This window comes from Pantoea sp. JZ29 (assembly GCF_035190385.1).
In the GTDB taxonomy this organism is placed as follows: domain Bacteria; phylum Pseudomonadota; class Gammaproteobacteria; order Enterobacterales; family Enterobacteriaceae; genus Pantoea; species Pantoea stewartii.
This window is the reverse complement of the sequence record NZ_CP045241.1, coordinates 1,182,478-1,208,213: the sequence shown is the minus strand read 5'-3', so window position 1 is coordinate 1,208,213 and position 25,736 is coordinate 1,182,478. Positions and strand designations below refer to the sequence as shown.

Here is a 25,736-nt window from a genome sequence, read left to right as displayed (position 1 = left end):
GGGCGCGGTGAAAACCGCGCCCTGATTGTTTACCGACTCAGCGTTTCGTCAAGCGTGGCATCCGGCCAGGCGTGCACCACCGCCTTCACCAGCGTGGCGAGCGGAATCGCAAAAAATACGCCCCAGAAGCCCCATAACCCACCAAAGATCACCACGGATAATATAATCACCAGCGGATGCAAATTAACCGCTTCGGAGAACAACACCGGAACTAACACATTGCCGTCCAGCGCCTGGATGACCAGATAGACGGTCAGCAATGTCCAGAATTCCGTGCCCAGCCCCCACTGAAACAGGGCGACGCCAATGACCGGTATCGTTACCAGCATGGCCCCAATATAGGGAATCAGGACCGATATGCCCACCAGCACCGCCAGCAGCAGAGAGTAGTTGAGACCGAGATACAGAAACGCCAGCCAGCTGGCGATGCCGACGACGATCATCTCCAGCACCTTGCCACGAATATAGTTGGTGATTTGCTGATTCATTTCCTGCCACACCTCGGCGGCCAGACCACGGTTTCGCGGCAGAACACGTCGCACGGCGTTCAGCATCTGGTCTTTGTCTTTCAGCAGAAAGAACACCATCAGGGGCACCAGCACCAGATAAATCATCAGCGTCATCAACCCGACCAGCGAGGCCAGTGAGTATTTCACCAGTGAGTCACCCACGCCGCTCAGACGACCACGCAGGTTCTCGACAATCACATCAATAATGCCGGCATCGACCAGCGCCGGGAAACGTCGGGGCAAACCGGCCGCGTAGAGATAGAGCTTGTTGAGCATGTTAGGCAGATCCCGCGTCAGGTTAATGCCCTGCTGCCACGCCACAGGCGCGACGATCAGCACTAACACCAGCAGGATGCCGGCAAACAGCACCAACACAATGCTGGTGGCCCAGCTGCGCGTGCAGCCAATACGTTGCAGGCGCACGGTTGGCCACTCAAGCAGATAAGCAAGAACCACGGCCACCAGCAACGGTGCCAGCAGGCCACTCAGGAAGAACAGAATGCAAAATCCCGCCAGCAGAATCACCAGCAGGCCAATCGCCTGTGGGTCGCTAAAACGGCGTTTGTACCATTGAATCAATAAAGCCAGCATGCCGTTGGGTCCATGACGTCATAAGGGGCCACGATTGTACCGGATATTTGGGGGCTGAAAAGGCGCGAAAACCACGCTGACGAAAAATCCTCGCCGCTGGCGGCAGACCGTTGAACACCGCAGACGCTACGAATCAGATCGCGCCTGCGGCAATTCAGACCGGGCACCGGGCCCGGCTGCTGGCAGAGATGACGCCGTTATGCCTCATTCACCCAGATACGCATCTCCCCTTCTCCGCGATTGGCCCAACAGAACCAGGGAATAAAGGTTAAGGTCTGGGGTTGCGCCAGCGCAGGTGCCTGATCGTAATGCCACAGCAGCTGTTGCTCAGGTTCACCCGCCGCTTTTCTGATCCCTTCCGCCTGAATCAGCACCTTGTGCGCAAAGACCCCCTTCCCTGCAAAGGTACGGAATGTCGCCGACGCAGGCAGCCACAGATTATGTAACTGCTCGCCGTTATCCGCCTGTTCCAGGCAATAGATCAAGGGCCCGCGCTGAACGGCCACCTTGCCCGCCACATGGCGCACCAGCGGATTGCCGTAAACCCGGCGCACCGGCATGGGCAGGGTTAACGTTACCGTATCGCCTTCCTGCCAGTGACGGGTCAGATACAGGTAACCTTTGCACGCCGCCTCGTTCACTTCCGTCCCGTTACAGGTTATCTGCGGCGACGTACACCAGTCGGGCAGGCGCAAGGCCAGCGTATGGTTCACAGGCTGGGTGGAATCGATGGTGATCGTGACGGTTTCCTGCCAGGGAAGATTACCGCTGATCCTCAGGCCCAACGTTTCATTGCCAACCGGGATCTCGACCCGGTTACCAATATAGAGATTGATAAACAGCGCATCCTCGCGCGGCGTATAAATATAGTGGCCGAGAGAGGTCAGCAAACGGGCGATATTGGGTGGGCAGCAGGCACAGCCGAACCAGCGCTGACGAACCGGTTTCACATGATCGTAAATATGATTAAAAGGCAGGCTTTTCGGATGGACTTCCAGCGGATTGACGTAAAAGAAATGTTTTCCGTCCAGCGCCATACCACCCAGTACTGTGTTATACAGGGCGCGCTCCATGACATCGGCGTACTGGCTGTCCGCCTCCATTTCCAGCATGCGACGGGCAAACATCATCAGCCCAATCGAGGCACAGCTTTCGGCATAAACCGTATCGTTCGGTAAGTCGTAATCGCTACTGAACGCTTCACCGCTGCTCTGCGAACCGATGCCGCCGGTAATATAGAGCTGTCGCTGCGCCATGTTGTGCCACAGACGCAGACAGTCCTGTCGTTTCGATTCATCCTGGCTCAGCCGTGCGAGGTGCGCGACACCGGTCATCAGATAGACAAAGCGCACGGCGTGCCCCACCGCCTGCTGCTGTTCCGCAAGAGGTTGGTGCGCCTGGCTGTAAGCCTTGTCCTTGATCATCCACGCGGGCCCATAGGTGTGCCAGTACGACGTCTGACCACGCTTCTGGTACTCATCATCATAGAAGTGCGGCTGCGTTCCCCGCTGCGTGACAAAATAGTCGGCCAGCGCCATGTAGCGCGGCTCCTGGGTCACGTCATACAGCCGCATCAGCGCCAGTTCGATCTCCGGGTGACCAGGATAACCGTGCAGCTGCTGCTCGCCGGGGCCAAACACGCTGTCGATGTGATCGGCGAGTTTGCACACCACCGCCAGCAGTCGTCGTTTGCCGGTGGCCTGAAAAAACGCTACGCCCGCCTCAATCATATGTCCGGCGCAGTAGAGCTCATGACACTCGGCCAGATTCGTCCAGCGATCCTGCGGGGCTTTTACCGTAAAGTAGGTGTTGAGATAGCCATCCTCACATTGCGCCGCCGCGACCAGCTCTATGACCTCATCGGCGGTCTTCTCCAGCTCAGCATCCGGCTTCTGGCACAGTGACCAGGCCACGGCTTCCAGCCACTTTGCCACGTCGCTGTCCTGGAACACCATCCCATAGAATTCGCCCGTCTGCTGGCCCGCCGCAATGCGGAAATTAGCTATGGCATGGCTCGGTTCGGCGTCGTCAACACGATCGTTAAGCGCGGCCCATTGATAAGGGATCACCACGTCCCGCACCAGGTGCTGATACTGACCAAGAAACGGATCGTGAATCTGGAGCTTATGCAGATCGACTTCATTTACAGACATCATGCTCTCCTTAAGACTGGACATGGCGAATACGCAGGTCATGCGAAATCTGCGTCATCATCGGGTTAGTCAGCTTGCAGGCACGGACGGCAAAGGCCAGCAGCAGGTGAAAGAGGGCCGGTAACAGCGTTTCCATGGCGGTAATCGCATGCAGCGAAGCCGGGGTTTGATTGCCTGTGCCCGGTTTATAGGCCACCGCAATAAACAGCAGGCTGATGATGACGGCACTGGATGCCCATGCCAGCTTGATAAAGAACAGGTTAAAGGCGAAATTCATCCCCGATGAACGGACGCCGTTTTTCCACTCGCCATAGTCATCGGCAAAGGCCATCAGGGCGAAGTGCAGCGGCAGGGTAAACCCAAGAATGACACCATTACTCAGAATGACCACCAGCCAGAGACTCTGCCACGCCGACCCAACCGGCAGAAACCACATGCACAGCGCCACCGCCGCCAGCACGATATTGGTCCAGAAGTAAAGCCGGACGGTATCAATGCGTCTGGAAAGCGGATTCACGATGAACGAGCCCAAAATAGAGGCTAAGGTCACCATGGTAAAAAACAGGGAGGTATAGGCCGTGCTTCCCTGAAGGACATAGGTAATGAAGTACATGTAGCCGCCGCCGCGGATGTTGAAGACGTTAATCAGCAAAAAAGACATCAGCAGCATCAGTAACAACTGATCGTTTTTGCGTAACCCGGCCAGATGTTCCCGCAGGGTGAACTTGCCCAACGTATCCAGCGGTACGCGCTCCCGCACCCAAAAGAAACAGCACAGAAACATCACCACCGCCAGTCCGCACAGGATCCCGACCCCTGCGCGATAGCCGAGCACCGCGTTTCCTTTTCCCAGTTCAGCGACCAGCCACGGCAGCCCTACTGAGACCAGAAAGCCAGCCACACCACACAATACAAAGCGCCAGGACTGACAGGACAACACTTCCGAGTGGCGCGTCGTCATGGTGTTAATCAGCGCGCAATAGGGCACATTGATGGCGGTATAGCTGAGTGAGAGCAGCAGATAGGTCGCAAAGGCCCAGACCAGTTTCATGTCCATGCTAAGCGCGGGCGCGGTGAAAGTCAGCGTGCCAATAATCCCGACAGGCAGGGCTATCCACAGTTGCCAGGGACGAAAGCGGCCCCATCGGCTGTGCGTGCGGTCCGCTATCACGCCCATCACCGGATCTGATATCGCATCAAAAATGCGCAGCACCATAAACAGCGTACCGACCAGCGCTGGCGTTAAGCCAAACACATCGGTATAGAAAAAGGTTAGAAAATTCGTTATCAGGCAGGTAATGACGGTGCCACCGGCGTCACCCAGTCCGTAGCCGATTTTTTCACGCAGGGACAGTATCTGCTGTGTGTTTGACTGCGCCAGTGTGTTCTGTTCAAGTGTCGTAGACGTCATAAAGTCTTCCTCATGCAGGACAGAGAGGGTTGCCCGCTTTATAACGGGCTTATCGGTGTTTTGGCGCCTTACCCGATGTATTCTGTCAGGAATCGGCTAACCCACAAGAGAACGAAAAAGTATAAAAAAGGGAGGATTCCGACCTGAGCGTTAAACTGTGAGCTTGATCAGACACGGCGGCTATTTTTAGTTAATAATCAGGGAGAAGAGTCTAAAAAACGCTATCAGCAGCGGGAAAAGGCATCATGATGTTCGACTTATCCATCGCGTTTCCGGTTCGGGTGCAAAACGGCGGTCTGTTTATTTCGCGCGGGACAGGGTCACATCCGGCGCGCAGACTGACCTCCTGGGAAATTATTTTCGTTGAGCGTGGGCAACTCACTATCCGTGAGGACGACGTGCTGTTTCGCGTGACGGCGGGAGAAAGTTTACTGCTCAGGCCCGGGCACTGGCATGTGGGAGAAGGCGTATTTCCGCCTGATCTGAAATTTTACTGGCTGCATTTCGACTGGTTGAAACATCCTGTACCGCAGACAACGTTACACCAGAGCCTGCTGCACCTTCCTCAACATACGCGCGTAGGCGATCCGGCTTATGTCATTGCCCTGTTCCGGCAGTTTCTCAGTGAACAGCAGAATATTCACCGTAGCGTGGCGCTGGAGTGTATTTTACTGCTTATCCTGCAGCAGCTCACCGTCCCGGCTATGCAAGAGAACACCGTTGACAGCCCCGGTGCCGATCTGGCCTGGAAGGCGAATCAGCTGATTCGCACGCAGTATCATTTGCCCCTGTCCACCTCGGGTCTGGCGAAAACGCTGCACTGTAATGCAGATTACCTTGGGCGGGTTTACCGGCGCGTTTTCCGCTTAACGCTGACGGAAGCCATTCACCGCCAGCGTATCGTCATGGCAGAAAAATTGCTGACCGGGGATTCCCTCTCGTTAACCGATGTGGCGCGTCAGTGTGGCTTTAATGATGTCGGATACTTTCGCCAGATTTTTCGCAAGCTAACGGGCTTAACGCCCGCCAGCTGGAAGCGACGCTACTGCCGGGAACATATCAATTCCTGAGCGCAGCCCTGCTGCATCGGGCATCGTTTCTGCCTTCAGACGATGAAAAGGGTGCGCCGCTTTCGCGCTATTTCGCGACGACAGTGCAGTTACGTCCTGCGTTTTTGGCCTGATAGAGCGCATCGTCGGCACGCTTCAGACTGGTTTCCAGCGGCACGCGGCGTGCACTCCATTCGGCCACGCCAATCGAGAGCGTGATATTGCCGACATTTTCCACCGCCTCGCCTGCGATGCTCAGACGTATGCGCTCAGCGATGGCCTCGGCGTCGGCCAGACTGGTATCCGGTAACAGCATCAGGAACTCTTCCCCGCCGTTACGGCTGACAATATCCTGCTTTCTGGCGCTTTGCTGGAGCGTTCTGGCCACCTGCTGGATCACCCGGTCGCCGACGTCATGGCCCCAGTTATCGTTAACGTTTTTGAAATGATCGATATCCAGTGCCAGCACGGCAAAAGGCTGTTGCAGTGTCTGGAAATAATCGAGCACGGCATTCAGGCCACGTCGGTTGAGGAGCTGAGTCAGCGGATCGGTTTGTGCCTCAGAACTCAGACGGCCAATCTTATCCTGCACCAGCCCGATACCGGTCAGCAGGGCACGTTTCACCTGCGCCGCCTCAAAATACCAGGCATGAATGCCGCCGATATCGTTGGTGGCGCTCTGACCATCAATCTTGCTGGCTTTGCGGGCCAGTTGCCAGAGCGGCATAGCGATCATCCGGGCCAGAATCACTGCCACCAGCAAGGTCAGAAGCGCGAAGGGAACCGAGTGTTTCAGGACTTTAAGTATCAGACCCGACAGCGGTTGCAGCGTCGCGTCTACCGGTTTTAGCGCCACGACCATCCAGCCCGTGGTCGGAACGATGGCATAGCCCGCCAGCCGGGTGGGTTTGTCGGTTTCTGTTAACACCAGTGAACCGTTATCTTTTTCCTGCCGTTCACGGTCGCTCAACAGCGGCGGTATGGTTTTGCCAACCAGTTGCCGGTTCTGGTGATAGAGCACCTGATTATTGCTGTCGAGCACAAAGACGCTGGTGCCGTCCCGGTAAAACTGTTCACCCAGCAGGGCATTCAGAATGCTTTTCTTTTTCAGGTAAATGGTGCCGCCGACATAACCGAGATAGTGTCCCTGACTGTTCCAGATGGGCCATGAGACAAAGATAAGCAGGTTATTGGCGGCGGAAACCGTGGGCTTGCTGATCATGGGCTGCCGGGTTTGCAGCGCTTCACGTGACGCATCACTGGTCAGATGCATGCCGGTCAGGGTCAGCGACTCCGGCGAGATGGCCCGCACCGTACCGTTTTCATCCACGACGGCCACCGAGTTAAAACTGTCCGTCTGCTCGCGCAGGCGATTCACTTCCGTTTTTAACAGTTCTTCGTTATCGAAATCCTTTCCCAGTACATTGGCACTAAAGTGCAACTGTGACTGCGCCAGACGAAAAAAAACCTCACTGGTCGAGGCCAGCTTAGCCGCGTAGGCGCGGTTGGCTTCCAGCGTACTGTCGATCAGCACCATGCGCTGCACGCGCCATGTGGCATATAAATTATTGGCCAGGGTGATAACGATGCTGATGATGACCAGCAGCGCAATAAGCGTGCGTAAGTCAGCTCTTGGACGGAAATTCATTAACATGGCGTTGACGCCACAGTGCGAAAATTCATTGTGCTGTGCCTGGCTCTGTTGTTTTTATCATATCGCGGTTCTACAGCCTGTAAGTCTACACGCTGTAGGACATTTTGAGCAGGCTTAAGCACAGTACAGTTCAAAAAATCGCCCTGACGCGCATTTAATCGATTAAACCGTTTTCGTCATAGAAGGGCCAGGGGCCGTCGTAGTCGCCGATTGCGCACTGGTGGGTGGTCATGCCCTGCTCCCGTTGCCAGCGATGCAGCAAAAACCCCGCCGGTTCCAGCACAAAATTGGCCGGGCCATCCGGTTGCAGATCCAGCGCAACCTGGTGAGAAACGCCAGGCGCAATACAGGCCAGCGTGCCGGCAAACCGCGTCTGAACAGCCCGATGTACATGCCCACACAGCACCCGTTCAACCTGGGGATGGCGGGCAATAATCGCCGCCAGAGCTTCGGGCTGACGTAATCGCTGGCGGTCCATATGATCAATACCGCAGACAAACGGCGGATGGTGCAGCATCACCAATGTGGGCATGTCTGGTGACGCAGTGAGTGCGTCATCCAGCCAGCGAAGCTGCCGATCATCAAGTTCACCCCATGGCTGGTGCGGCACGCTGGAATCCAGCGCCAGTAGCTGGACGTCCCTGACGATAAGCCGCCAGTTGAGCGTCGGGCCCTGTTGCAGATAAGTGTGATCGGGAAACGCGGCCCGCAGGGCCTGGCGGTCGTCATGATTACCTGCCATCAGGTAAAAGGGCCGTTCCAGCCCCTCCAGCGCCTGGCGCAGCGTCTGGTACTCTGCGGCGGTGCCGAAATCCACCAGGTCACCGGTAATCACGACCACGTCAGGACGCGGTTGCAGTGCATTCAGCGTGGCGATGGCCCGCAGTAACGCCGTGTGCGTATCGACTTTCTTATAAGACAAACGCCCCTGCGCTTTAATATGTAAGTCACTGATCTGTGCGATCAGCGTAGGATTAGCGGACACTCTTTCACTCCTTAAGCGGTAAATTCCAGCGCGGCCTGCCCGGCCAGTGACCAGCTGATACGCTGCCCGGCATGCCAGTTTTCGCGCGCGTGACGCTCGACCTGGATGGGCTTATCCAGGCCAATATCGATCTGCAGGCGTTGAGAGGCACCGAGAAAGGTGCTGGCGACGATACAGCCGTGTCGGGCATAGCGCCCCGCTTCTGCCAGCAGGACATCCTCTGGACGACAGAATCTCACCGGCTGCCCCTGCTCATCGGTTTCAATGCAGTTAATCGCGCCCACGAAGTCCGCCACAAAGCGCGAAGCCGGACGCTGATAAATGGCCTGCGGCGTCGCAATCTGGACCAGGCGGCCCTGCTCCATGACCGCAATGCGGTCGCCCAGTGCCATGGCTTCCTGCTGATCGTGCGTCACATAGACGGCGGTAATCGCCAGCTTTTTCAGCAGATCGCCGATGTCTGCGCGCAGGCGTTCGCGCAGTTTGGCGTCCAGCGCCGCCAGCGGCTCATCAAAGAGCAACACTTTAGGCCGGGCCGCCAGGGCTCTTGCCAGCGCAACGCGCTGCTTCTGACCACCAGAGAGTTTATCGATATGGCGCTGGGCCAGTGCAGTCAGATCGACCAGTTCCAGCATCTCCTGGACTCGTGCCTCGCGTTCGGCACGCGGGATGCCCTGCACTTTCAGGCCGTAGGCCACGTTTTGCGCCACGTTGAGATTGGGAAACAGCGCATAGTTTTGGAACACCATCCCGACGTTACGTTTTTCAATCGGCAAATCGGTCACGTTGCGATCGTCAAACCAGACTTCACCCGGCGCATCGGTACGCTCCAGGCCACTGATAATGCGCAACGTCGTGGTTTTGCCACAGCCCGATGGCCCCAGCAGCACCAGGGTTTCGCCAGCGTGCACGCTGAGATCCAGAGGATGCAGCGCCTGGTGATGCGCAAAACGGCGCGCGCAGCCGCGCAACGTAACGTTAACAGCATCGTTATTCATGCCTTTTCCTCGCTGAGTGGCTGACGTGACTGACGTTCAAGCCAGTGATTACAGGCGTTAAGCATCAGCAGCAGGGGTAAAATCATTAAAATGAAGATTAAGGTGTACGCCGAGCCGACTTCCAGCCGCATGGAGGCATAGCTGTCGGCCAGGCCCACAGGCAGCGTTTTGGTCAGCGGTGTATGTAACATCCAGGTAATATTGAATTCGCCGACCGACAGCGTTGTCACCATAAAAGCCCCGGCAAGAATGCCGTTACGGCAGTTGGGAACCACCACGGTGAAAAAACGCTGCCAGAAGCCTGCCCCCAGGCTGGCGGCTGCCTCTTCCAGTCGGGGCAACTGGATAGCCTGCATCACGGCCAGAACCGGGCGAATCATAAACGGCAGCGTGAACAGCACATGGCCAATCAGGATAAAGACCCAACTGTCGCGCAGGCCGGAAAACTGGCCGTACAGCAGGATAATCCCCAGCGCCGTCGCCAGGCCCGGTAGCGCCACGGGCAGCATCAGGCACTCTTCAATACGTGACGACCAGCGCGACGGCGACTTGAGTAATCCCCAGGCGGCGGGCACGCCGACAACCATCGTGACAAGCAAACAGCTCATCGCGATCATCAGCGACAGCCAAAACGTGTCACTGTACATGTCCCACACCTGTTCAACCCACTTCAACGTCAGCCCGCTACGCAGGCCGACAAAGTCGTTTTGCGTGACGCCCGCCAGCATGGATAACACCACCGGCACAATCATGAACAGGGCGGTCAGCGTCGTGATCGCGATTTGCAGCCAGAACAGTCCACGCCGTTTCATGAGGTCTTCTCCTCCCGGGATTGGGTCAGTACACGTGCCAGCATCAATCCCAGCCAGGCCACCGCGCCCATGACCACCGACAGCGCCGCCGCCGTGGCGAAGTTGGCATAGTTAGTAAACTCGCCGTAAATCGTGAGCGGCAGCACGCTCAGGTCGGTGCCCAGCGTAAAGGCGGTGCCGAATGCGCCCATACTGGTGGCAAAACACAGTGCACCGCTGGAGAGCAGTGCCGGCTTCAGGCCCGGCACAATCACGTCACAAATAATGCGCCACTGGCTGGCGCCCAATGAGCGGGCGGCCTCCTCCAGCGAACGATCCAGTTTTTCACTGGCGGCGACCAGCGTGACAATGGCGCGGGGCAGTGAAAAGTAGAGATAGCCAATAAACAGCCCCGTGAGCGAGTAGGCCAGCGTCCAGCGTTCATGAACCAGTTGCATACTGATCTGCGCCAGCACGCCCTGCCGTCCCGCCAGCATCACCACTAAAAACCCGACCACCACACCCGGGAACGCCAGGGGGAACGTGAGCAACGCCAGTAAGGTGCCGCGCCCGGCGAAGCGCTGGCGAGCCAGAAAACAGCCCACCACGCTGGCAATCGCGAGCGTGACCAGTGTGACCGCCAGCGACAACAGGACGGTGTTAAACAGGCTTTGCAGATACTGGGGCTGGGTAATCACTGTCCAGTAACCACTGTGCCGGGTGCTGCGATCCGGCGTCATGCCCATCTGTAATAAACGGGCAAAAGGCAACAGCCAGAAGGCGGCAAAAAACAGTAAGGCCGGCAGCAGCATCCATGGCCAGTTGGCCCCCTGCTCACGTCGGCGAGACCGGTGGCGCGAGGCCACCGGTAAACCGCTGCGGGCATTCGACAAGGCCATTACCGAATCTCACTCAAATAACGGGCAGAGAAGGCTTTCTGTGCATCAGCCATCTGCTGGTAGTCAACAGTATGGGCGCGCGCGTAATCGCTGTCGGGCAGGAAGCGCTTTTTAGCCTCTGCGGACATCGCAGAAGGCCGCACCGGGCGCAGATAGGCGTTAGCCCAAATCGCCTGCCCTTTATCCGACAGCACGTAGTCCATCACTTTCTTGCCATTGGCAGCATGCGGGGCGTTTTTTACCAGACTGATGACGTAAGGCACCGTCACCGTGCCTTCCTGAGGAATGACAAAGACGACGTTGGCGTGATCTTTATACTTCGCGCGATAGGCATTGAAGTCGTAATCCAGCAAAATCGGGATTTCGCCAGAGATAAGGCGGGCATAGGCGGTTTGTTTAGGCACAATCGGCTTGTTGGCCTGCAGCTTTTTGAACCACGTCAGCGCGGGGGTAAAATCCTGCATCGTGCCCCCTTTCGCCTGGTTCACCGCCACGGCGGCGACATAACCGACAAACGCACTGGCGGGATCCAGATAACCCACCATGCCTTTGTATTCTGGCTTCAGCAGGTCGTCCCAGGACGTCGGCACCGGCGCGCCGCCCAGGGCATCGACGTTAACCATAAACCCCATGGTGCCAGAGTGCAGCGCGACCCACTTACCCTGTGGGTCTTTCATCCCTGCCGGAACCTGATCCCAGTTGGCAGGTTTGTAGTCGGTCACCACGCCCGCCTGTGCCGCCTGAATCCCAAAACTGACACCGTAATACACCACATCGGCGACGGGGTTATTTTTTTCGGCGACGAGCTGCGCCAGGGCCTGGCCGGAGTTTTTATTATCCTGCGGCACGACAATACCGGTGTCTTTTTTGATCGCCTGGAGCTGTGTCGCCCAGTCCGCCCATTCCGGTGGGCAGTTATAGCAAATCGCATTCTCCTCGGCCTGCGCCAGCGGGCTGGATAATGCACAGGCGGTAAGCAACGCCGCGCTGGCAAACAGCGCAATTTTATTGTGTGTAGACATGATGTTTTCCTGATGTTGAAGAATGAAAAATTGCTGCGATGCTCTCGCCTGAACGCAGGTGGTGGTCCAGTAAGCGCGAAGCCTCAGCAGACGAGTCGAGAAGCATATCGATGGCGCAGGCACCCAACCGCTCGCTGGGCTGCACCACGCTGGCCAGTGAAGGCGAAAGCTGTTCACCGATGGCAATACCATCGAAGCCCATAACAGACAGCTGTTGCGGTACGTTAATGCCTGCACGCGCGGCCGCCCCCATCAGGCTGATGGCCAGGAGGTCGTTACTGCAAATTACGGCGGTCAGCGGATCGCTGCCCGTCATCAACGGTAAAAAGGGATCGAACAGGGCGTGAATGTGGCTGGGCATATCAACCAGCGCGCTGGGCGTAAAGCCTGCCTGCTGCATCGCATCGCAATAGCCGAGGTAGCGCTGACGTGCACGGTCAGACTGCAACATCGGCCCTGCCGCCATGACAATATGCCGATGGCCCAGCGCGATCAGGTGCGCAGTGGCTTCTGCCATTGCCCGGCGGTTATCCACACAGACGCTGCGCCAGGCGGTGTTCTGCGGCATGTTATGCGCCAGAACGAAAGGCATGCGGGCTTCAGCCAGGGTGGGTAATACGGCGCTGCTGTCAGCATCTGACACGGTCAGGACCATCCCTGCAACGCGCTGACGCAGCATGTGTTCAACGATCGCCGCCTCACGTTCTGGCTGATAATCCGTTGTCGCGACCAGCAGGCCATAACCCGCCAGCCGGGCCTGGTGCTCCATCGCCTGAAGCTGTAACGCAAACACCGGGTTACTGAGTGATGGCAGCAGTACGCCCAGAGTGGTCGAACTCTGCATACGGAGCTGGCGCGCAATATGGTTGGGGCGAAAACCCAGTGCTTCCGAGGCATCCAGCACCTTTTTCAGCGTGCCAGGTTTAAGCAGATGGGGATCGGAAAAGGCACGTGCGGCGGTGGCGCGCGAAACCCCAGCCCGTTCAGCCACACGAATTAAGTCACTCATTTCACCCTCGTCAGTCGCCAATGAGATCGATCTCATTGGCGCTTACACTAAAGGCGTTTTATGACATGCACATCGCGGAAAGATGACGTTAAGGTGACAGCGGCGCGCGCCGCCATCGCGAGACTTACAGCATCAAAAAGGCATAACCCTGGTTTTGCAGCGTGGCAACGGTGGTGCCGCTGGAGATCGTGTGGGTGACGCGCGTATCAATCCAGTCACGCTCGAAATGGTGAAACGCCACTGACTGATCGCAAATGGACACTTTCACGCCCGCCTTTTCCAGTGCGCTAATTAACTGGAGGTTAGGATTATCCACCCCGTATGCTTTATGAAACTGTTCATTATTCAGTGCGGCGGGAACGGCATCACTGTTAATTGACACGACGAAATTCAGTTTATCTAACGGTACACCTGCGGCGTAATAGAGATTCGTGACGCGTGCCACGCGCTCCAGCCCCAGATTAGGCCGACGAATATCGCCTTCACTGCGATTAATTTGAAAAACAATTTTATTACTGAGATCCGCTACCGTGCCGGGTTTATACGCGGGTGTATCCACATAATGTATTTTTCCATAGCCCTGAATGGCCGGAGTGCTCCAGTAATCACTGGGTTCTGTTTTACTGGCAAATTTACCGCTGACCTTGTCGACTAATACTGGCAACTGCATAACATTCCCGCCAATAAATCCCGCTACCGCCGCTACCACAATAAAGGCTGCTGGTCGCATCACTCACTCTCCTGCTGTTTAAATCTGATGTATACCGTGCTACCGCAACGTCGGCGGCTCCTGAAGATGACGGCGGCTTATCTATATCACAGTGGTACAACGCGGAGAGCAGCTGAAATTCTTAATAGCATTTTGTCGGGACGGCCATAAAATAAAAACGGAGCGTGATAAAAAGTATTTTTTATCGACCGTGTTTTTTCTTTCTTATTTAAGATGGTTCATAAAGCGTGTCACGGTTCGTGATTGGATAACGCGATTTCCTGGCGCTTCCTTGCCAGCCATAAATAGCCTGTCGGCAATAAAGGCATTTTCACCATCAATATTTTTAATTTACCTTTCTGATAATCGTTACGGTACAGGGCCTTTTTTTCAGAGAATACCTGGAAAAATGGCCAGTATGTTCAGTTTTTTTGTTGCTTTTCAGCGCGTCCGCCGTGTGGCTACCCGGCCCGCATGTCAGTCCGCGTGTATCTTTGTATTCGGCCCTTGCGTTTATGCCAACGTTGTCGGCCATTTTCATCCGGACAGGCTGTTATTCAGGCGCTTTTCAGATCATTGTACCGTCAAATTTTTTCGTCAGGTTTGAAGCATTATCACAATCCTGCCGCGCAGTGGGCGCGATAACGTCATTTCATTCTTCATGCCCTGTGGTTAAGATACGCAGAACGCCTCGCTATTCGTGGGTAAAACAGAACATATTAGCGGCTTACCTGTCCCATTCAGGGATTCATTACAGGATTCAGGCATGTTGAACCGGTTAAAAAAAACGCTGATTGCTGCGCTACTCCCTGCACTCACGTTATCCTGTCCGCTGACCTCGCAGGCGGATATCAGCGACTCCCTGCCGGATATGGGCACGACCGCAGGCTCTACGCTGTCGATTAATCAGGAGTTGCAGATGGGGGATTTCTATGTGCGGCAACTACGTGCCAGCGCCCCGCTGATTAACGATCCCCTGCTAAATCAGTACATCAATCAGCTCGGTCAACGGCTGGTTTCTCACGCGGACGCGGTTAAAACGCCTTTCCACTTTTTCCTGATTCAAAATGATGAACTTAACGCCTTTGCGTTTTTTGGTGGCAATGTGGTGTTGCACGCCGCGCTATTCCGCTTCACCGATACTGAAAGCCAGCTGGCCTCGGTGATGGCGCACGAGATCTCCCACGTGACGCAGCGCCATCTGGCGCGGGCGATGGAAGATCAAAAGCGCAATGCCCCGCTGACCTGGGTAGGGGCTTTGGGATCGATCCTGCTGGCGATGGCCAGCCCACAGGCGGGCATGGCCGCCTTAACCGGTACACTGGCGGGTACCCAGCAGGGCATCATCAGTTTTACGCAGAATAACGAACAGGAAGCCGACCGCATTGGTATTCAGGTTTTGCAGCGCGCGGGCTTTAACCCGCAGGCCATGCCGGACTTTCTGCAAAAACTGGCCGATCAGAGCCGGTTTTCTTCCAAACCGCCGGAAATCCTGCTGACTCACCCCTTACCAGACAGCCGTCTCGCCGATGCGCGCAACCGGGCAAACCAGATGCGCGCGGTGGTAGTCCAGTCTTCTCAGGACTTTTATCTGGCAAAGGTGCGCACGTTGGGCATGTATCCGACCGGCCGTAATCAACTGACCGATGAGTTACTGAACCAGTATGCCAACGGTAATGCACGCGAGCAGCTGGCTTCCCGGTACGGCAAGGCGGTGCAGTTTTTGCAGGCCAAAAACTATGGCGAAGCCAAAAGGATTGTGACGCCACTTTTGGCTAAGCAGCCTGAAAACGTCTGGCTGCTTGACCTGATGACGGATATTGATATCGGCCTGAATCAGCCACAGCAGGCCATTGCACTGTTGACCGCGACGCAGGCGGCTAAAACCAGCCCGGTCGTTCAGCTCAACCTGGCGAACGCTTATGTTGAAGCGAAGCAACCCGCCAATGCCAGCCGCATTCTGAACCGCTATACATGGACACACAAAGATGACACCAACGGATGGGATTTGCTGGCTCAGGCTTCAGCACAGCAGGGCCATACCGACGAAGAGCTGTTTGCCCGTGCCGAAAGTCTGGCCTTAAATGGTCAGATCGCTCAGGCCATCAGTGCCCTGAGCCAGGCCAGTGCCCAGGTGCCGCTGGGGAGCCTGAAACAGGCGCGTTATGATGCGCGCATCGATCAGTTGCGCCAGTTGCAGCAACGCTTTAAGCAATATCAGAAAGGATAAGCAGTATGGTGACGCTTTATCATAATCCCCGTTGCAGTAAGAGTCGGGAAACCCTGGCACTGCTGGAGCAGCGTGGCATCCAGCCGGTGATTGTGCGCTATCTGGAGACGCCGCCCGACAAAGCGACGTTGCAGATTCTGCTGCAGAAACTGGGCATGGAGAGCGCGCGTCAGTTGATGCGCCGCAACGAACCGACCTATACCGCCCTGGCGCTGGATCAGGCAGCGTTAAGCGAAAGCGCTTTGCTGGACGCGATGGTGGAAAATCCCATTCTGATTGAGCGGCCCATTGTGATCAATGGCGATCGGGCCCGCTTAGGCCGTCCGCCCGAGGCGGTACTGGCGATTCTTTAAAGTCCAAGCGTTTCTTTAACAAACGGGATCGTCAGTTTGCGTTGCGCACTGATAGAGGCGCTATCCAGACGATCCAGCGTATCAAACAGCGTGCGCATCTCCCGATCCAGCCGCTTCAGTAAAAACCGGCCGACGTCTTCAGGCAGTTCGAACCCACGCAGTCCGGCGCGAAGCTGTAAAGCCTGTAACTTATCTTCATCGGAGAGCGGCTGCAGACGGTAGATTTGCCCCCAGTCGAGCCGTGATGCCAGATCGGGTAAGTGCAGGTTCAACTGACGCGGTGGGCGATCGCCGGTAATAAAGAGCCGGGTATTGCCGGTTTCCAGGATGCGGTTATAGAGATTAAAAATCGCCATTTCCCAGGCTTCTTCTCCCGCGATGCATTCGATATTGTCGATGCAAACCAGCGGCAGTTGTTCCATGCCGTCCAGCACCTCTGGAACAAACCAGGTGCGCTTATCCAGCGGTACATAGCCCACGGCTTCACCACGCGCGGACATTTCAGCGCAGGCAGCATGCAGCAGATGGCTGCGCCCTCCTCCTTCGCGCGACCAGAAGTAGAGATAGCTGCCATGTTGTTGGCTTAGCGCCCCCTTGATCGCAGCGATCAGCGAGGGGTTTTCCCCCGGCCAGAAGCTGGCAAAGGTTTCGTTGTCAGGTAGATAGAGTGGCAATGACAATTGTGCCGGCGTGTTCAGAAGCACCTCAGCAAGCGAACAGGCAAAAATCGGGGGCAGTCTATCATAGTTTTTGCGAAGAGATGAATCGGGCGTCCCTGCCCGCGTCTTCAGGCCTTCATCATGACGATGTGTCGCGTGTCTCTTCTGCATCAAGCACCACTTCTTCCGGGCGCAGCAGGTAAATGACGCGGAAAATCAACGCCAGCGCAACGCCAACCAGCGTCGCCAGCGCCATCCCTTTCAGCTCGGCGGCACCGATATGCACTTTCGCGCCGCTGACGCCAATGATCAGGATCACGGAGGTCAGAATCAGGTTTTGCGCTTTGTTGTAGTCCACTTTGGATTCGATCAGGACACGAATACCGGAGGCACCGATGACGCCGTAGAGCAGCAAGGAGACGCCGCCCATGACCGGCACCGGGATCGCTTGTATAGCCGCTGCCAGTTTGCCCACGCAGGAGAGCAAAATCGCGAAAATGGCCGCGCCGCCAATCACCCAGGTGCTGTAAACGCGGGTAATGGCCATTACGCCAATGTTTTCACCATAGGTGGTGTTTGGCGTGGATCCAAAGAAACCCGAAATGACGGTCGATAAACCGTTGGCGAACATGGAACGATGCAGGCCGGGATCACGGACCAGATCACGCTTAACAATATTGGCCGTGACCACCAGGTGGCCCACGTGTTCGGCGATCACCACCAGCGCGGCGGGCAGGATCGTTAACATCGCCACCCATTCAAAACGCGGCGTATAAAACGTCGGTAATGCAAACCACGGCGCATTTTCCACGCCGCGCCAGTCCACAATGCCCATAAAAGCGGAAAGCGCGTAGCCCACCAGCACGCCGATCAAAATCGGGATAATGGCCATAAAGCCACGAAATAACACCGAGCCAAAAACGGTGACGGCCAGGGTGACCAGCGAAATCAGCACGGTTGTCCCGTCAGGCGCATGACCTTCAGCAGGGAGCAGGCCCGCCATGTTTGCTGCGACGCCCGCCAGCTCCAGACCAATGACCGCCACGATAGCGCCCATTGCAGCAGGCGGAAACATCACATCCAGCCAGCCGGTACCGGCTTTTTTGACGATCAACGCGACCAGACAGAACAGCACGCCGCAGAGAATAAATCCCCCCAGCGCCACTTCGTAACCCAGCGGCAGCAGGAGTAAAACAGGTGAAATAAAGGCAAAACTGGATCCCAGATAAGCGGGGATCTTGCCTTTACAGATAAACAGATACAGCAGCGTCCCGACACCGTTAAACAGCAGTACCGTAGCCGGGTTGATATGAAAGAGGATGGGTACCAGCACCGTTGCGCCGAACATGGCGAACAGATGTTGCAGGCTGAGCGGAATCGTTTGCAGTAATGGCGGCCGTTCGCTAACGCCGATAGCGCGACGAGTCATTAAAAGTCCCCTTGAGTTGATAGTCTGTTTTTGGTCAAAAAAAAGCCGACTCTCTGGTCGGCTGATGAAGGTTATTGGCTGTTGCGAAAAAAAGCGGCTCGGCCTGCGCCTGCAGGCTGACAGCAAGGTGCTGCATGAAGCCGCCTGAACAGGTCACTATTTGGTGCCGAAAATCTTATCGCCCGCGTCACCCAGGCCCGGAATGATGTAACCCTTGTCGTTCAGGCCCTGGTCCACGGAGGCGGTGTACAGCTCCACGTCCGGGTGCGCTTTCTCCAGTGCGGCAATGCCTTCTGGCGCAGCGACCAGCACCAGCACTTTAATGCTGCTGCAGCCGGCTTTTTTCAGGAGATCGATAGTGGCGATCATGGAGCCGCCCGTCGCCAGCATCGGATCGACCACCAGCGCCAGGCGCTCTTCAATGTTGGACACCAGCTTCTGGAAATAAGGTACAGGCTCCAGCGTTTCTTCGTCACGGTACACGCCTACCACGCTGATGCGCGCGCTGGGCACGTGCTCCAGTACGCCTTCCATCATGCCCAGGCCGGCACGCAGGATGGGCACAACGGTGATTTTTTTGCCTTTAATTTGATCAACCTGAACCGGGCCATTCCAGCCCTCAATGGTGACCTTTTCGGTTTCCAGATCGGCCGTGGCTTCATAGGTCAGCAGACTGCCCACTTCAGAGGCCAGCTCACGGAAACGCTTCGTACTGATATCATGCTCACGCATCAGGCCCAGTTTATGTTTGACCAGCGGGTGTTTAACTTCCACGATCTTCATTGTTGTTCTCCCGGAGTGAGTTGAGCTAAAAAAAAATCGCGGGATTATACCGCCTTTTTAACATCGCGCCACATGTGCTTGCGCAATCCACCGCATAAAATAAGGATTGATGAAAATTGTCGGGGACGCAATCTGAGACTCGCAAACGTTTGCCTGCGCTGATAGAATTGCCGCGCTTTATATTAAACCACCAACCGCAACTCGCGTGGGGACCTCGCAGTGACCGATAAGACCTCTCTCAGCTACAAAGACGCCGGTGTTGATATTGATGCTGGTAACGCTCTGGTTGACCGTATTAAAGGCGTAGTGAAAAAGACGCGTCGCCCGGAAGTCATGGGTGGACTAGGCGGCTTCGGTGCGCTTTGTGCGCTGCCGCAAAAATACCGTGAGCCTGTGCTGGTCTCCGGCACCGATGGCGTGGGCACCAAGCTGCGTCTGGCGATGGATCTCAAACGTCACGATGCCATTGGTATCGATCTGGTTGCTATGTGTGTTAACGACCTGGTGGTACAGGGCGCGGAGCCTCTCTTCTTCCTGGATTACTACGCGACCGGCAAGCTGGATGTGGAAACCGCATCGGCGGTCATCACCGGTATCGCCGAAGGTTGTCTGCAGTCAGGCTGTGCGCTGGTGGGCGGCGAAACCGCTGAAATGCCGGGCATGTATCATGGCGAAGATTACGATGTCGCGGGCTTTTGCGTCGGTGTGGTTGAAAAGTCAGAAATCATTGACGGTAGCAAGGTTCAGGACGGTGATGTGCTGATCGCCCTGGGCTCAAGCGGCCCGCACTCGAATGGCTATTCCCTGGTGCGTAAGATTCTGGAAGTCAGCGGCACCGATCCGTTGGTTGAGCACCTGGAAGGCAAACCGCTGGCCGATCACTTACTGGCGCCGACGCGCATTTACGTCAAAAACATCCTCAGCCTGATTGAGCAGGTGGATGTGCACGCGATTGCTCACCTCACCGGTGGCGGTTTCTGGGAAAACATTCCGCGTGTCCTGCCCGACAATACTCAGGCGGTGATTGACGAGAAAAGCTGGCAGTGGCCTGCCGTGTTCGGCTGGATGCAGCAGGCGGGCAATGTCAGTCGTCATGAGATGTATCGCACCTTCAACTGCGGCGTGGGCATGATCATCGCGCTGAGCCCGGCTGACGCGGATAAGGCCGTTGACCTGATGCGTGCTGCCGGGGAAAACGCATGGAAAATTGGTGTGATTAACGCCTCAGACTCGGAAGAGCGTGTGGTTATTCATTCATGAAAAAGCTGGTTGTACTGATTTCGGGTAACGGAAGTAACCTTCAGTCCATCCTCGACGCCTGTGCAAACGGGCGTATTCACGGCAGCGTCGCTGCCGTGTTCAGTAACAAAGCCTCCGCCTATGGTTTAGTTCGCGCGCAGGAGGCCGGGATCCCGGCAAAAGCGCTGGATGCACGTGACTTTAACGATCGCGACAGTTTTGATCGGCAGCTGATGCGTGAGATCGATGCGTATGCACCGGATCTGGTGGTGCTGGCGGGTTATATGCGCATTCTGAGTCCGGGCTTCGTGGCGCATTACTCTGACCGTCTGCTGAACATTCATCCGTCGCTGCTGCCGAAATATCCCGGTCTGCATACGCACCGCCAGGCGCTGGAAAACGGCGATAAGGAGCACGGTACGTCCGTGCACTTCGTGACCGATGAACTGGATGGTGGCCCGGTCATTTTGCAGGCCAGGGTGCCGGTGTTTGCTGAAGACAGCGAGGCCGAGATTACCGAACGCGTGCAGCATCAGGAACATGCCATCTACCCACTGGTAATTAACTGGTTTACCGAAGGTCGACTGACCATGCGTGAGGGAAAAGCCTGGCTGGATGGTCATCCCTTACCCGCTCAGGGCTACGCCCACGATTAATGCTCAGGGAGCCAGGCTCCCTGCCCTTTCAACCGTAACGCCCGGTGATGTAATCTTCCGTCCGGCGCACCTGTGGTGTGGTGAAAATCCTGTCTGTGGTATCAAACTCCACCAGCGATCCCTGATGCATAAAGGCTGTGTAATCCGACACGCGTGAAGCCTGCTGCATGTTGTGGGTGACCAGCACCAGCGTGAAATGCTGCCTGAGCGTACTCATCAGTTCTTCGATCACCAGGGTAGAAATCGGGTCCAGCGCGGATGTTGGCTCATCAAGTAACAGGACGTCCGGCTCAATCGCAATAGCGCGGGCGATAACCAGCCTTTGTTGTTGCCCCGTGGAAAGCGTCAGCGCATTCTGTGCCAGCTGATCTTTCACCTCGCCCCACAGCGCCGCCGCCCGGAGTGCCCGTTCACAGGCTTCATTCAGTACGCGCTTATCGCGCACCCCTTGCAGCCGCAGTCCGTACACCACATTTTCGTAAACCGATTTGGGAAACGGATTGGGCCGCTGAAACACCATCCCGACCCGGCGACGCAGCGCAGAGACATCCTGAGCAGGTCGCATAATCGACTGCTGATCCAGCAGAATGTCCCCTTCAATGCGGCAGCGATCAATCACGTCGTTCATACGATTAAAGCAGCGCAGCAGCGTTGATTTGCCGCAGCCGGACGGGCCAATCAATGCGGTGATGCGATTTTTGGGCAGTTGCAGCGAGACATCCTGAAGCACCTGGCGCTCACCGTACCAGAGCGACAGATGATCAACGGTTAGCGCAATATCAGTTTCGGGCATCATAGTCATCGTCAGTTATTGAGTCATCAGGCGATAGCGTTCACGCAGGCGGTGACGCAGGCCCATAGCTAACAGGTTCAGCAACAGAATAATGAGCACCAGAAGCAGCGCCGTGGCGAAAACCAGCGGCCGGTCGGCTTCGGTATTAGGGCTCTGAAAGGCGAGATCATAGATCTGAAAGCCCAGATGCATAAATTTTCTGTCGAGGTGCAGGTAGGGGAACACCGCATCTACCGGCAGTTCCGGCACCATTTTAACCACGCCCACCAGCATCAGAGGCGCGGTCTCGCCTGCGGCACGTGCCACGGCCAGAATCAGTCCGGTTAACATGGCCGGAACGGCCATAGGCAATACCACGTTCCAGAGCGTTTCGGCCTGGGTCGCCCCCAGCGCCAGCGAGCCCTGCCGAAGACTGTCGGGAATACGGGAAAGCCCTTCTTCCGTCGCGACAATCACCACCGGCAAGGTCAGCAGGGCCAGTGTCAGCGACGCCCACAGCAAACCGGGCGTACCAAATGTCGGGGCGGGCAAGGTGCTGCTGTAAAACAGCTGGTCCACCGTGCCGCCCACCAGCCAGACAAAAAAGCCCAGCCCAAATACGCCATAAACAATCGAGGGCACGCCCGCCAGGTTGACCACGGCGATGCGTACCAGACGGGTCAACGCGTTGCGTTCCGCATATTCATGTAGCCACAGCGCCGCGATAACGCCCAGCGGCATCACAACTACAGACATCAGCAGCACCATGAGCACCGTGCCAAATATCGCCGGAAACACGCCAAACTCGCTTTCCCCTTCGGCAGGCGAATCGCTAATAAAGCGCCACACCTGCTGGCAGAAATGCCCCATTTTTTGCGTCAGGCTCATCGCATTGGGTTGCCAGGCTTCCACAATCTGCGACAGAGGGATGCGGTGATCAGTGCCGTTCACATCGCGCAGAATCAGCGCATCACGCTGGCTTTCCGCTTGCAGACTGTTCAGCCTGTCATTGAGCTGAAGAAGGCGGCGTTGCAGCGCCGCCTGGTTGGCCTCGTATTCTGACTGCGCCTGCAAATCGAACTGCTTTGCCGCGCGCTGATGCTCAGCCTGATCGTCCAACTGGTCCAGTTGTTCATTCAACCGGGCAATATCGACCCGACGCATCTCGCTGGCCTGCTGCTCAATAAGCTTTACCTGTTCAAGGCGCTGTTGCAGAAGCGCCATAATGTCTTTTGCCGTAAGAACATCATTCTCTTCCCGCAGGCCGACAAACCAGCCATAGGCATTCCCCTGACTGCGGCGCTGCAGCACCATCACGTCGTCCGGCTGGCTGACAATCGGTGCCTGCTGACTCAGCACCGCCCGAAAGTCAGGCGCGGCCCAGTCCCGGTTGCCGGTCTTAATCAGATAGCGATGTACGTCGCCCGGTTTGCCGTCTGACGCGGCGGCAGGCGCCGGATAATGCGATTGCCGCTCAAGCGTTTCGCCCAGTACACGGGTTTTGCTGCCATCAGGCAGTGTGAACTGATAGAGATCGACGGGATGGGGCCAGAACGCGCGCAGCCCCTGCCATCCCAGCAGCGCGATCAACAGGGTAAAGGCCAGTAAACAGACCGTCACGGCACCCGCCGTAAGCCAACGCCAGCGATCGTTTTGTCGTATCGCTTTCATGCCTGCTCCTTATACTGGCTAAAACGCAGGCGCAGACGCTGGCGGATAAGCTCGGCAACCGTATTGATCATCAACGTGAAGACCAGCAGCACCAGCGCACTTAAAAACAGAATCCGGTAATGTGCGCTGCCAACGGCCGCCTCAGGCATTTCAATCGCGATATTGGCTGACAGCGTGCGCAGGCCACTGAACAGGCCGCCTTCAGTTTGCGGCGTGTTCCCGGTGGCCATTAAGAGAATCATGGTTTCGCCTACGGCCCGTCCGAAACCAATCATCAGCGCGGCAAAAATGCCGGCCGACGCTCCCGGCAGCACGACCCGCGTCAGGGTTTGCCACGGCGTGGCGCCCAGCGCCAGTGAGCCCTGCCCCAGCGACGCCGGAACGCTGAACAGCGCATCTTCCGCCAGCGTAAAAATCATCGGCACCAGCGCAAACCCCATCGCCAGCGCCGCTATCAGCAGATTACGCTGCGCGTAATGCGGCAGCCAGTCACCGGCATCCGGCACGATAAGCGTGGGTAGCCAGAGCGTTAACGCCGCGACAATAAGCAGCACGGGCAGCAGCAGGATAACCTCATGGCCCGGCTGCCGCCAGCGGGCCGGTAAGCGGCGGGCCAGAATACCGCAGCCAAGCAGACTGCCCGCCAGCGTGACCGGCAGCAACAGAATTCCTGTTAATGCCTGACCGACATGGGGCGCTAACCATAATCCGGCAATCAGCCCAATCACCACACTGGGCAGCGCCCCCATCATCTCTATCGCAGGCTTCACCCAACGACGTAAACCCGGTGCCATAAACCAGGCGGTGTACATCGCAGCAGCCAGGGCAAGCGGCGTGGCAAAAAGCAGCGCCATACTGGCCGCTTTCAGCGTGCCCACCACCATCGGAATTAAACTGAACTTCGCCTGATAGCTGTCTCCGGCATTGGTGGACTGCCAGACCCAGTCGGCTTTGGGATAGTTTTCATACCAGATTTTTTGCCAGAAGTTACGCCAGGTCACATCCGGCCAGGGATTGGTCAGTTTAAGGGTTTCCCAACCTGACGATCGCTCCAGCAACAGGCTGTCACCCTGCGGCGAAAACTGCGCCTGCAGGATGCCGGGTGCTAACTGGTGTTGCAGAATGGGCCCATCCTGTTTGCTGGCAAAGACCTTAAGCAGGCCGGTTTGATCAAAGGTAGCGAAAACCCGGCGCTGCGCCTCACTGACGATCAGACCCTGTCCGGGGCTGTGTGCAAACGTGCGGATGGCGTGCAGGCGCAGGCCGTTATCGCCAGCAATGGAAAACCACTGCGTAATACCGTGACTGTCCTGAATTAACAGCGTTTGGCCTCCGGCCAGTAACTGCATATGTTGGGGCGCTTCCGGCAGCATCTGCGTTTCCCGCAGCCAGGCCCGCCCGTCATCGATTTGCCAGACCCGCAGCAGGCGGCCTTCGGTGGTGTACAGCAGGTCGCCTTTAGGCGAAAGCACCAGATGCGCAGGCTGCAGACCCGGCAGTTGGATGAGCGCAGCCTGGCGGTTAGTTTCCAGCGTTAACAGACTGACGCCCGCGTCAGTGAGCGCTGCAATCCGCCATTGATCGGGACGAAGTGTGGCGACAGCCATTTCTTTTACGTCGCCCTGGGGCAGACGAAAGCCGCTATCGCCCAACGGAAAATGCCACTCGCCTTCGCCTTTGCTTATCACCGGCTGCAACAGGGTTAAACTGCCCTGTGCGTTGAGCAGCACCGTATTGCCATCGGCGCTCGTTACCACCTGTTGCGGCGCGGGCGTCAGCATCAGCGCGGGCTCAGGCGGTTGGCCATTCAGCGGTATAAATCGTGCCTTGCCATCACGACTGATACGCCAGCCAACGCTGCCTTTATTACCAATGGCCAGTGCGGGCGATGCATCCCAGAGCCGCTGATGACTGAGACTGTGCACACCCGGTGCGCTAAACAACGGCAGGACCACCCAGAGCAACCAAAAGAACAGCAGCATCATCAGTAACAGAATAGCGCCCCCGCAGCACGTGACGAGGCGCCGCGTGTAACGGTCAATAGCACGACGTCGGCGATCGCTAAACTGGACGGGAATATGGTTTACGCTCATGCGGCCCTGATTATGCGGCGAAAATGAGTCGCTATGTTGCCCGTAGCGGCTTGATAAGACAACTTTTGCTG

Annotated in this window: 22 protein-coding genes; 5 read left to right on the top strand and 17 right to left on the bottom strand. The window is 56.7% G+C overall.

The window, feature by feature from the left end:
• Positions 1 to 29: 29 nt before the first annotated feature.
• The 3 genes from GC090_RS05760 to GC090_RS05750 form a co-directional block, all read right to left on the bottom strand.
• Positions 30 to 1,100: an AI-2E family transporter gene (locus GC090_RS05760; protein WP_006120437.1), complete on the bottom strand. Its 1,071-nt coding sequence runs from the start codon at positions 1,098 to 1,100 to the stop codon at positions 30 to 32.
• Between the two features lie 197 nt (positions 1,101 to 1,297).
• A complete protein-coding gene (locus GC090_RS05755; protein WP_324021523.1) occupies positions 1,298 to 3,253 on the bottom strand; it encodes a glycoside hydrolase family 127 protein in 1,956 nt (651 codons plus the stop codon).
• A gap of 10 nt (positions 3,254 to 3,263) precedes the next feature.
• Positions 3,264 to 4,664, bottom strand: coding sequence for an MFS transporter (locus GC090_RS05750; protein ID WP_263757693.1), 1,401 nt, complete (start codon positions 4,662 to 4,664; stop codon positions 3,264 to 3,266).
• Positions 4,665 to 4,912: 248 nt separating this feature from the next.
• On the opposite strand from GC090_RS05750, the gene GC090_RS05745 reads away from it, so the two are divergent.
• Positions 4,913 to 5,734 carry a helix-turn-helix domain-containing protein gene (locus GC090_RS05745; protein WP_039339919.1) on the top strand — a complete coding sequence of 274 codons (822 nt, stop codon included), beginning with the start codon at positions 4,913 to 4,915 and terminating at the stop codon, positions 5,732 to 5,734.
• A 67-nt stretch (positions 5,735 to 5,801) separates the two neighbouring features.
• On the opposite strand, the gene GC090_RS05740 is transcribed toward GC090_RS05745, so the two are convergent.
• From GC090_RS05740 to GC090_RS05705, 8 genes are all read right to left on the bottom strand, one after another.
• Positions 5,802 to 7,367, bottom strand: a complete 1,566-nt coding sequence (locus tag GC090_RS05740; protein WP_033740847.1) for a sensor domain-containing diguanylate cyclase — start codon at positions 7,365 to 7,367, stop codon at positions 5,802 to 5,804.
• Between the two features lie 154 nt (positions 7,368 to 7,521).
• Positions 7,522 to 8,352 carry a phosphodiesterase gene (locus tag GC090_RS05735; RefSeq protein ID WP_054687314.1) on the bottom strand — a complete coding sequence of 277 codons (831 nt, stop codon included), beginning with the start codon at positions 8,350 to 8,352 and terminating at the stop codon, positions 7,522 to 7,524.
• A gap of 11 nt (positions 8,353 to 8,363) precedes the next feature.
• Positions 8,364 to 9,350, bottom strand: coding sequence for an ABC transporter ATP-binding protein (locus tag GC090_RS05730; RefSeq protein WP_033740849.1), 987 nt, complete (start codon positions 9,348 to 9,350; stop codon positions 8,364 to 8,366).
• Positions 9,347 to 10,162 carry an ABC transporter permease gene (locus GC090_RS05725; RefSeq protein ID WP_324021076.1) on the bottom strand — a complete coding sequence of 272 codons (816 nt, stop codon included), beginning with the start codon at positions 10,160 to 10,162 and terminating at the stop codon, positions 9,347 to 9,349. Before GC090_RS05725 ends, GC090_RS05730 begins: the two co-directional genes overlap by 4 nt.
• Positions 10,159 to 11,040 (bottom strand): ABC transporter permease, encoded by an 882-nt coding sequence (locus GC090_RS05720; RefSeq protein ID WP_033740851.1) that lies wholly within the window; start codon positions 11,038 to 11,040, stop codon positions 10,159 to 10,161. The genes GC090_RS05725 and GC090_RS05720 overlap by 4 nt, the downstream gene beginning before the upstream one ends.
• Positions 11,040 to 12,062 (bottom strand): ABC transporter substrate-binding protein, encoded by a 1,023-nt coding sequence (locus GC090_RS05715; RefSeq protein WP_039339928.1) that lies wholly within the window; start codon positions 12,060 to 12,062, stop codon positions 11,040 to 11,042. The genes GC090_RS05720 and GC090_RS05715 overlap by 1 nt, the downstream gene beginning before the upstream one ends.
• Positions 12,046 to 13,071 carry a substrate-binding domain-containing protein gene (locus GC090_RS05710; RefSeq protein WP_324021074.1) on the bottom strand — a complete coding sequence of 342 codons (1,026 nt, stop codon included), beginning with the start codon at positions 13,069 to 13,071 and terminating at the stop codon, positions 12,046 to 12,048. The genes GC090_RS05715 and GC090_RS05710 overlap by 17 nt, the downstream gene beginning before the upstream one ends.
• Positions 13,072 to 13,195: 124 nt before the next feature.
• Complete coding sequence (locus GC090_RS05705; protein WP_006120453.1) at positions 13,196 to 13,801, bottom strand: DsrE family protein; 606 nt, start codon at positions 13,799 to 13,801, stop codon at positions 13,196 to 13,198.
• A gap of 745 nt (positions 13,802 to 14,546) precedes the next feature.
• On the opposite strand from GC090_RS05705, the gene GC090_RS05700 reads away from it, so the two are divergent.
• Positions 14,547 to 16,010, top strand: coding sequence for a beta-barrel assembly-enhancing protease (locus GC090_RS05700; protein WP_033740854.1), 1,464 nt, complete (start codon positions 14,547 to 14,549; stop codon positions 16,008 to 16,010).
• 5 nt (positions 16,011 to 16,015) lie between these two features.
• Positions 16,016 to 16,363, top strand: a complete 348-nt coding sequence (gene arsC / locus GC090_RS05695; protein ID WP_006120455.1) for an arsenate reductase (glutaredoxin) — start codon at positions 16,016 to 16,018, stop codon at positions 16,361 to 16,363.
• On the opposite strand, the gene hda is transcribed toward arsC, so the two are convergent.
• The 3 genes from hda to upp all read right to left on the bottom strand — a co-directional run bounded on the left by hda (position 16,360) and on the right by upp (position 19,234).
• The gene (gene hda / locus GC090_RS05690; RefSeq protein WP_033740991.1) at positions 16,360 to 17,067 is read right to left on the bottom strand and encodes a DnaA inactivator Hda; all 708 of its coding nucleotides are present in this window, start codon (positions 17,065 to 17,067) and stop codon (positions 16,360 to 16,362) included. The genes arsC and hda overlap by 4 nt on opposite strands.
• Before the next feature lie 94 nt (positions 17,068 to 17,161).
• Positions 17,162 to 18,451, bottom strand: coding sequence for a uracil permease (gene uraA / locus GC090_RS05685; protein ID WP_324021072.1), 1,290 nt, complete (start codon positions 18,449 to 18,451; stop codon positions 17,162 to 17,164).
• A gap of 156 nt (positions 18,452 to 18,607) precedes the next feature.
• Positions 18,608 to 19,234 (bottom strand): uracil phosphoribosyltransferase, encoded by a 627-nt coding sequence (gene upp, locus GC090_RS05680; RefSeq protein WP_013026702.1) that lies wholly within the window; start codon positions 19,232 to 19,234, stop codon positions 18,608 to 18,610.
• Positions 19,235 to 19,453: 219 nt separating this feature from the next.
• On the opposite strand from upp, the gene purM reads away from it, so the two are divergent.
• Both purM and purN read left to right on the top strand, forming a co-directional pair.
• Complete coding sequence (purM, locus tag GC090_RS05675) at positions 19,454 to 20,494, top strand: phosphoribosylformylglycinamidine cyclo-ligase (RefSeq protein ID WP_324021068.1); 1,041 nt, start codon at positions 19,454 to 19,456, stop codon at positions 20,492 to 20,494.
• Complete coding sequence (gene purN, locus GC090_RS05670) at positions 20,491 to 21,129, top strand: phosphoribosylglycinamide formyltransferase (protein WP_006120462.1); 639 nt, start codon at positions 20,491 to 20,493, stop codon at positions 21,127 to 21,129. The genes purM and purN overlap by 4 nt, the downstream gene beginning before the upstream one ends.
• 28 nt (positions 21,130 to 21,157) lie before the next feature.
• On the opposite strand, the gene pstB is transcribed toward purN, so the two are convergent.
• From pstB to GC090_RS05655, 3 genes are read right to left on the bottom strand one after another with little or no spacing between them, the layout of a single operon-like run.
• Positions 21,158 to 21,925 carry a phosphate ABC transporter ATP-binding protein PstB gene (pstB, locus tag GC090_RS05665; RefSeq protein ID WP_033740860.1) on the bottom strand — a complete coding sequence of 256 codons (768 nt, stop codon included), beginning with the start codon at positions 21,923 to 21,925 and terminating at the stop codon, positions 21,158 to 21,160.
• 12 nt (positions 21,926 to 21,937) lie between these two features.
• Positions 21,938 to 23,572, bottom strand: a complete 1,635-nt coding sequence (gene pstA, locus GC090_RS05660) for a phosphate ABC transporter permease PstA (protein WP_110268126.1) — start codon at positions 23,570 to 23,572, stop codon at positions 21,938 to 21,940.
• Entirely contained in the window at positions 23,569 to 25,665 is a 2,097-nt protein-coding gene (locus GC090_RS05655) for an ABC transporter permease subunit (RefSeq protein WP_324021065.1), read from the bottom strand. The genes pstA and GC090_RS05655 overlap by 4 nt, the downstream gene beginning before the upstream one ends.
• Positions 25,666 to 25,736: the final 71 nt, after the last annotated feature.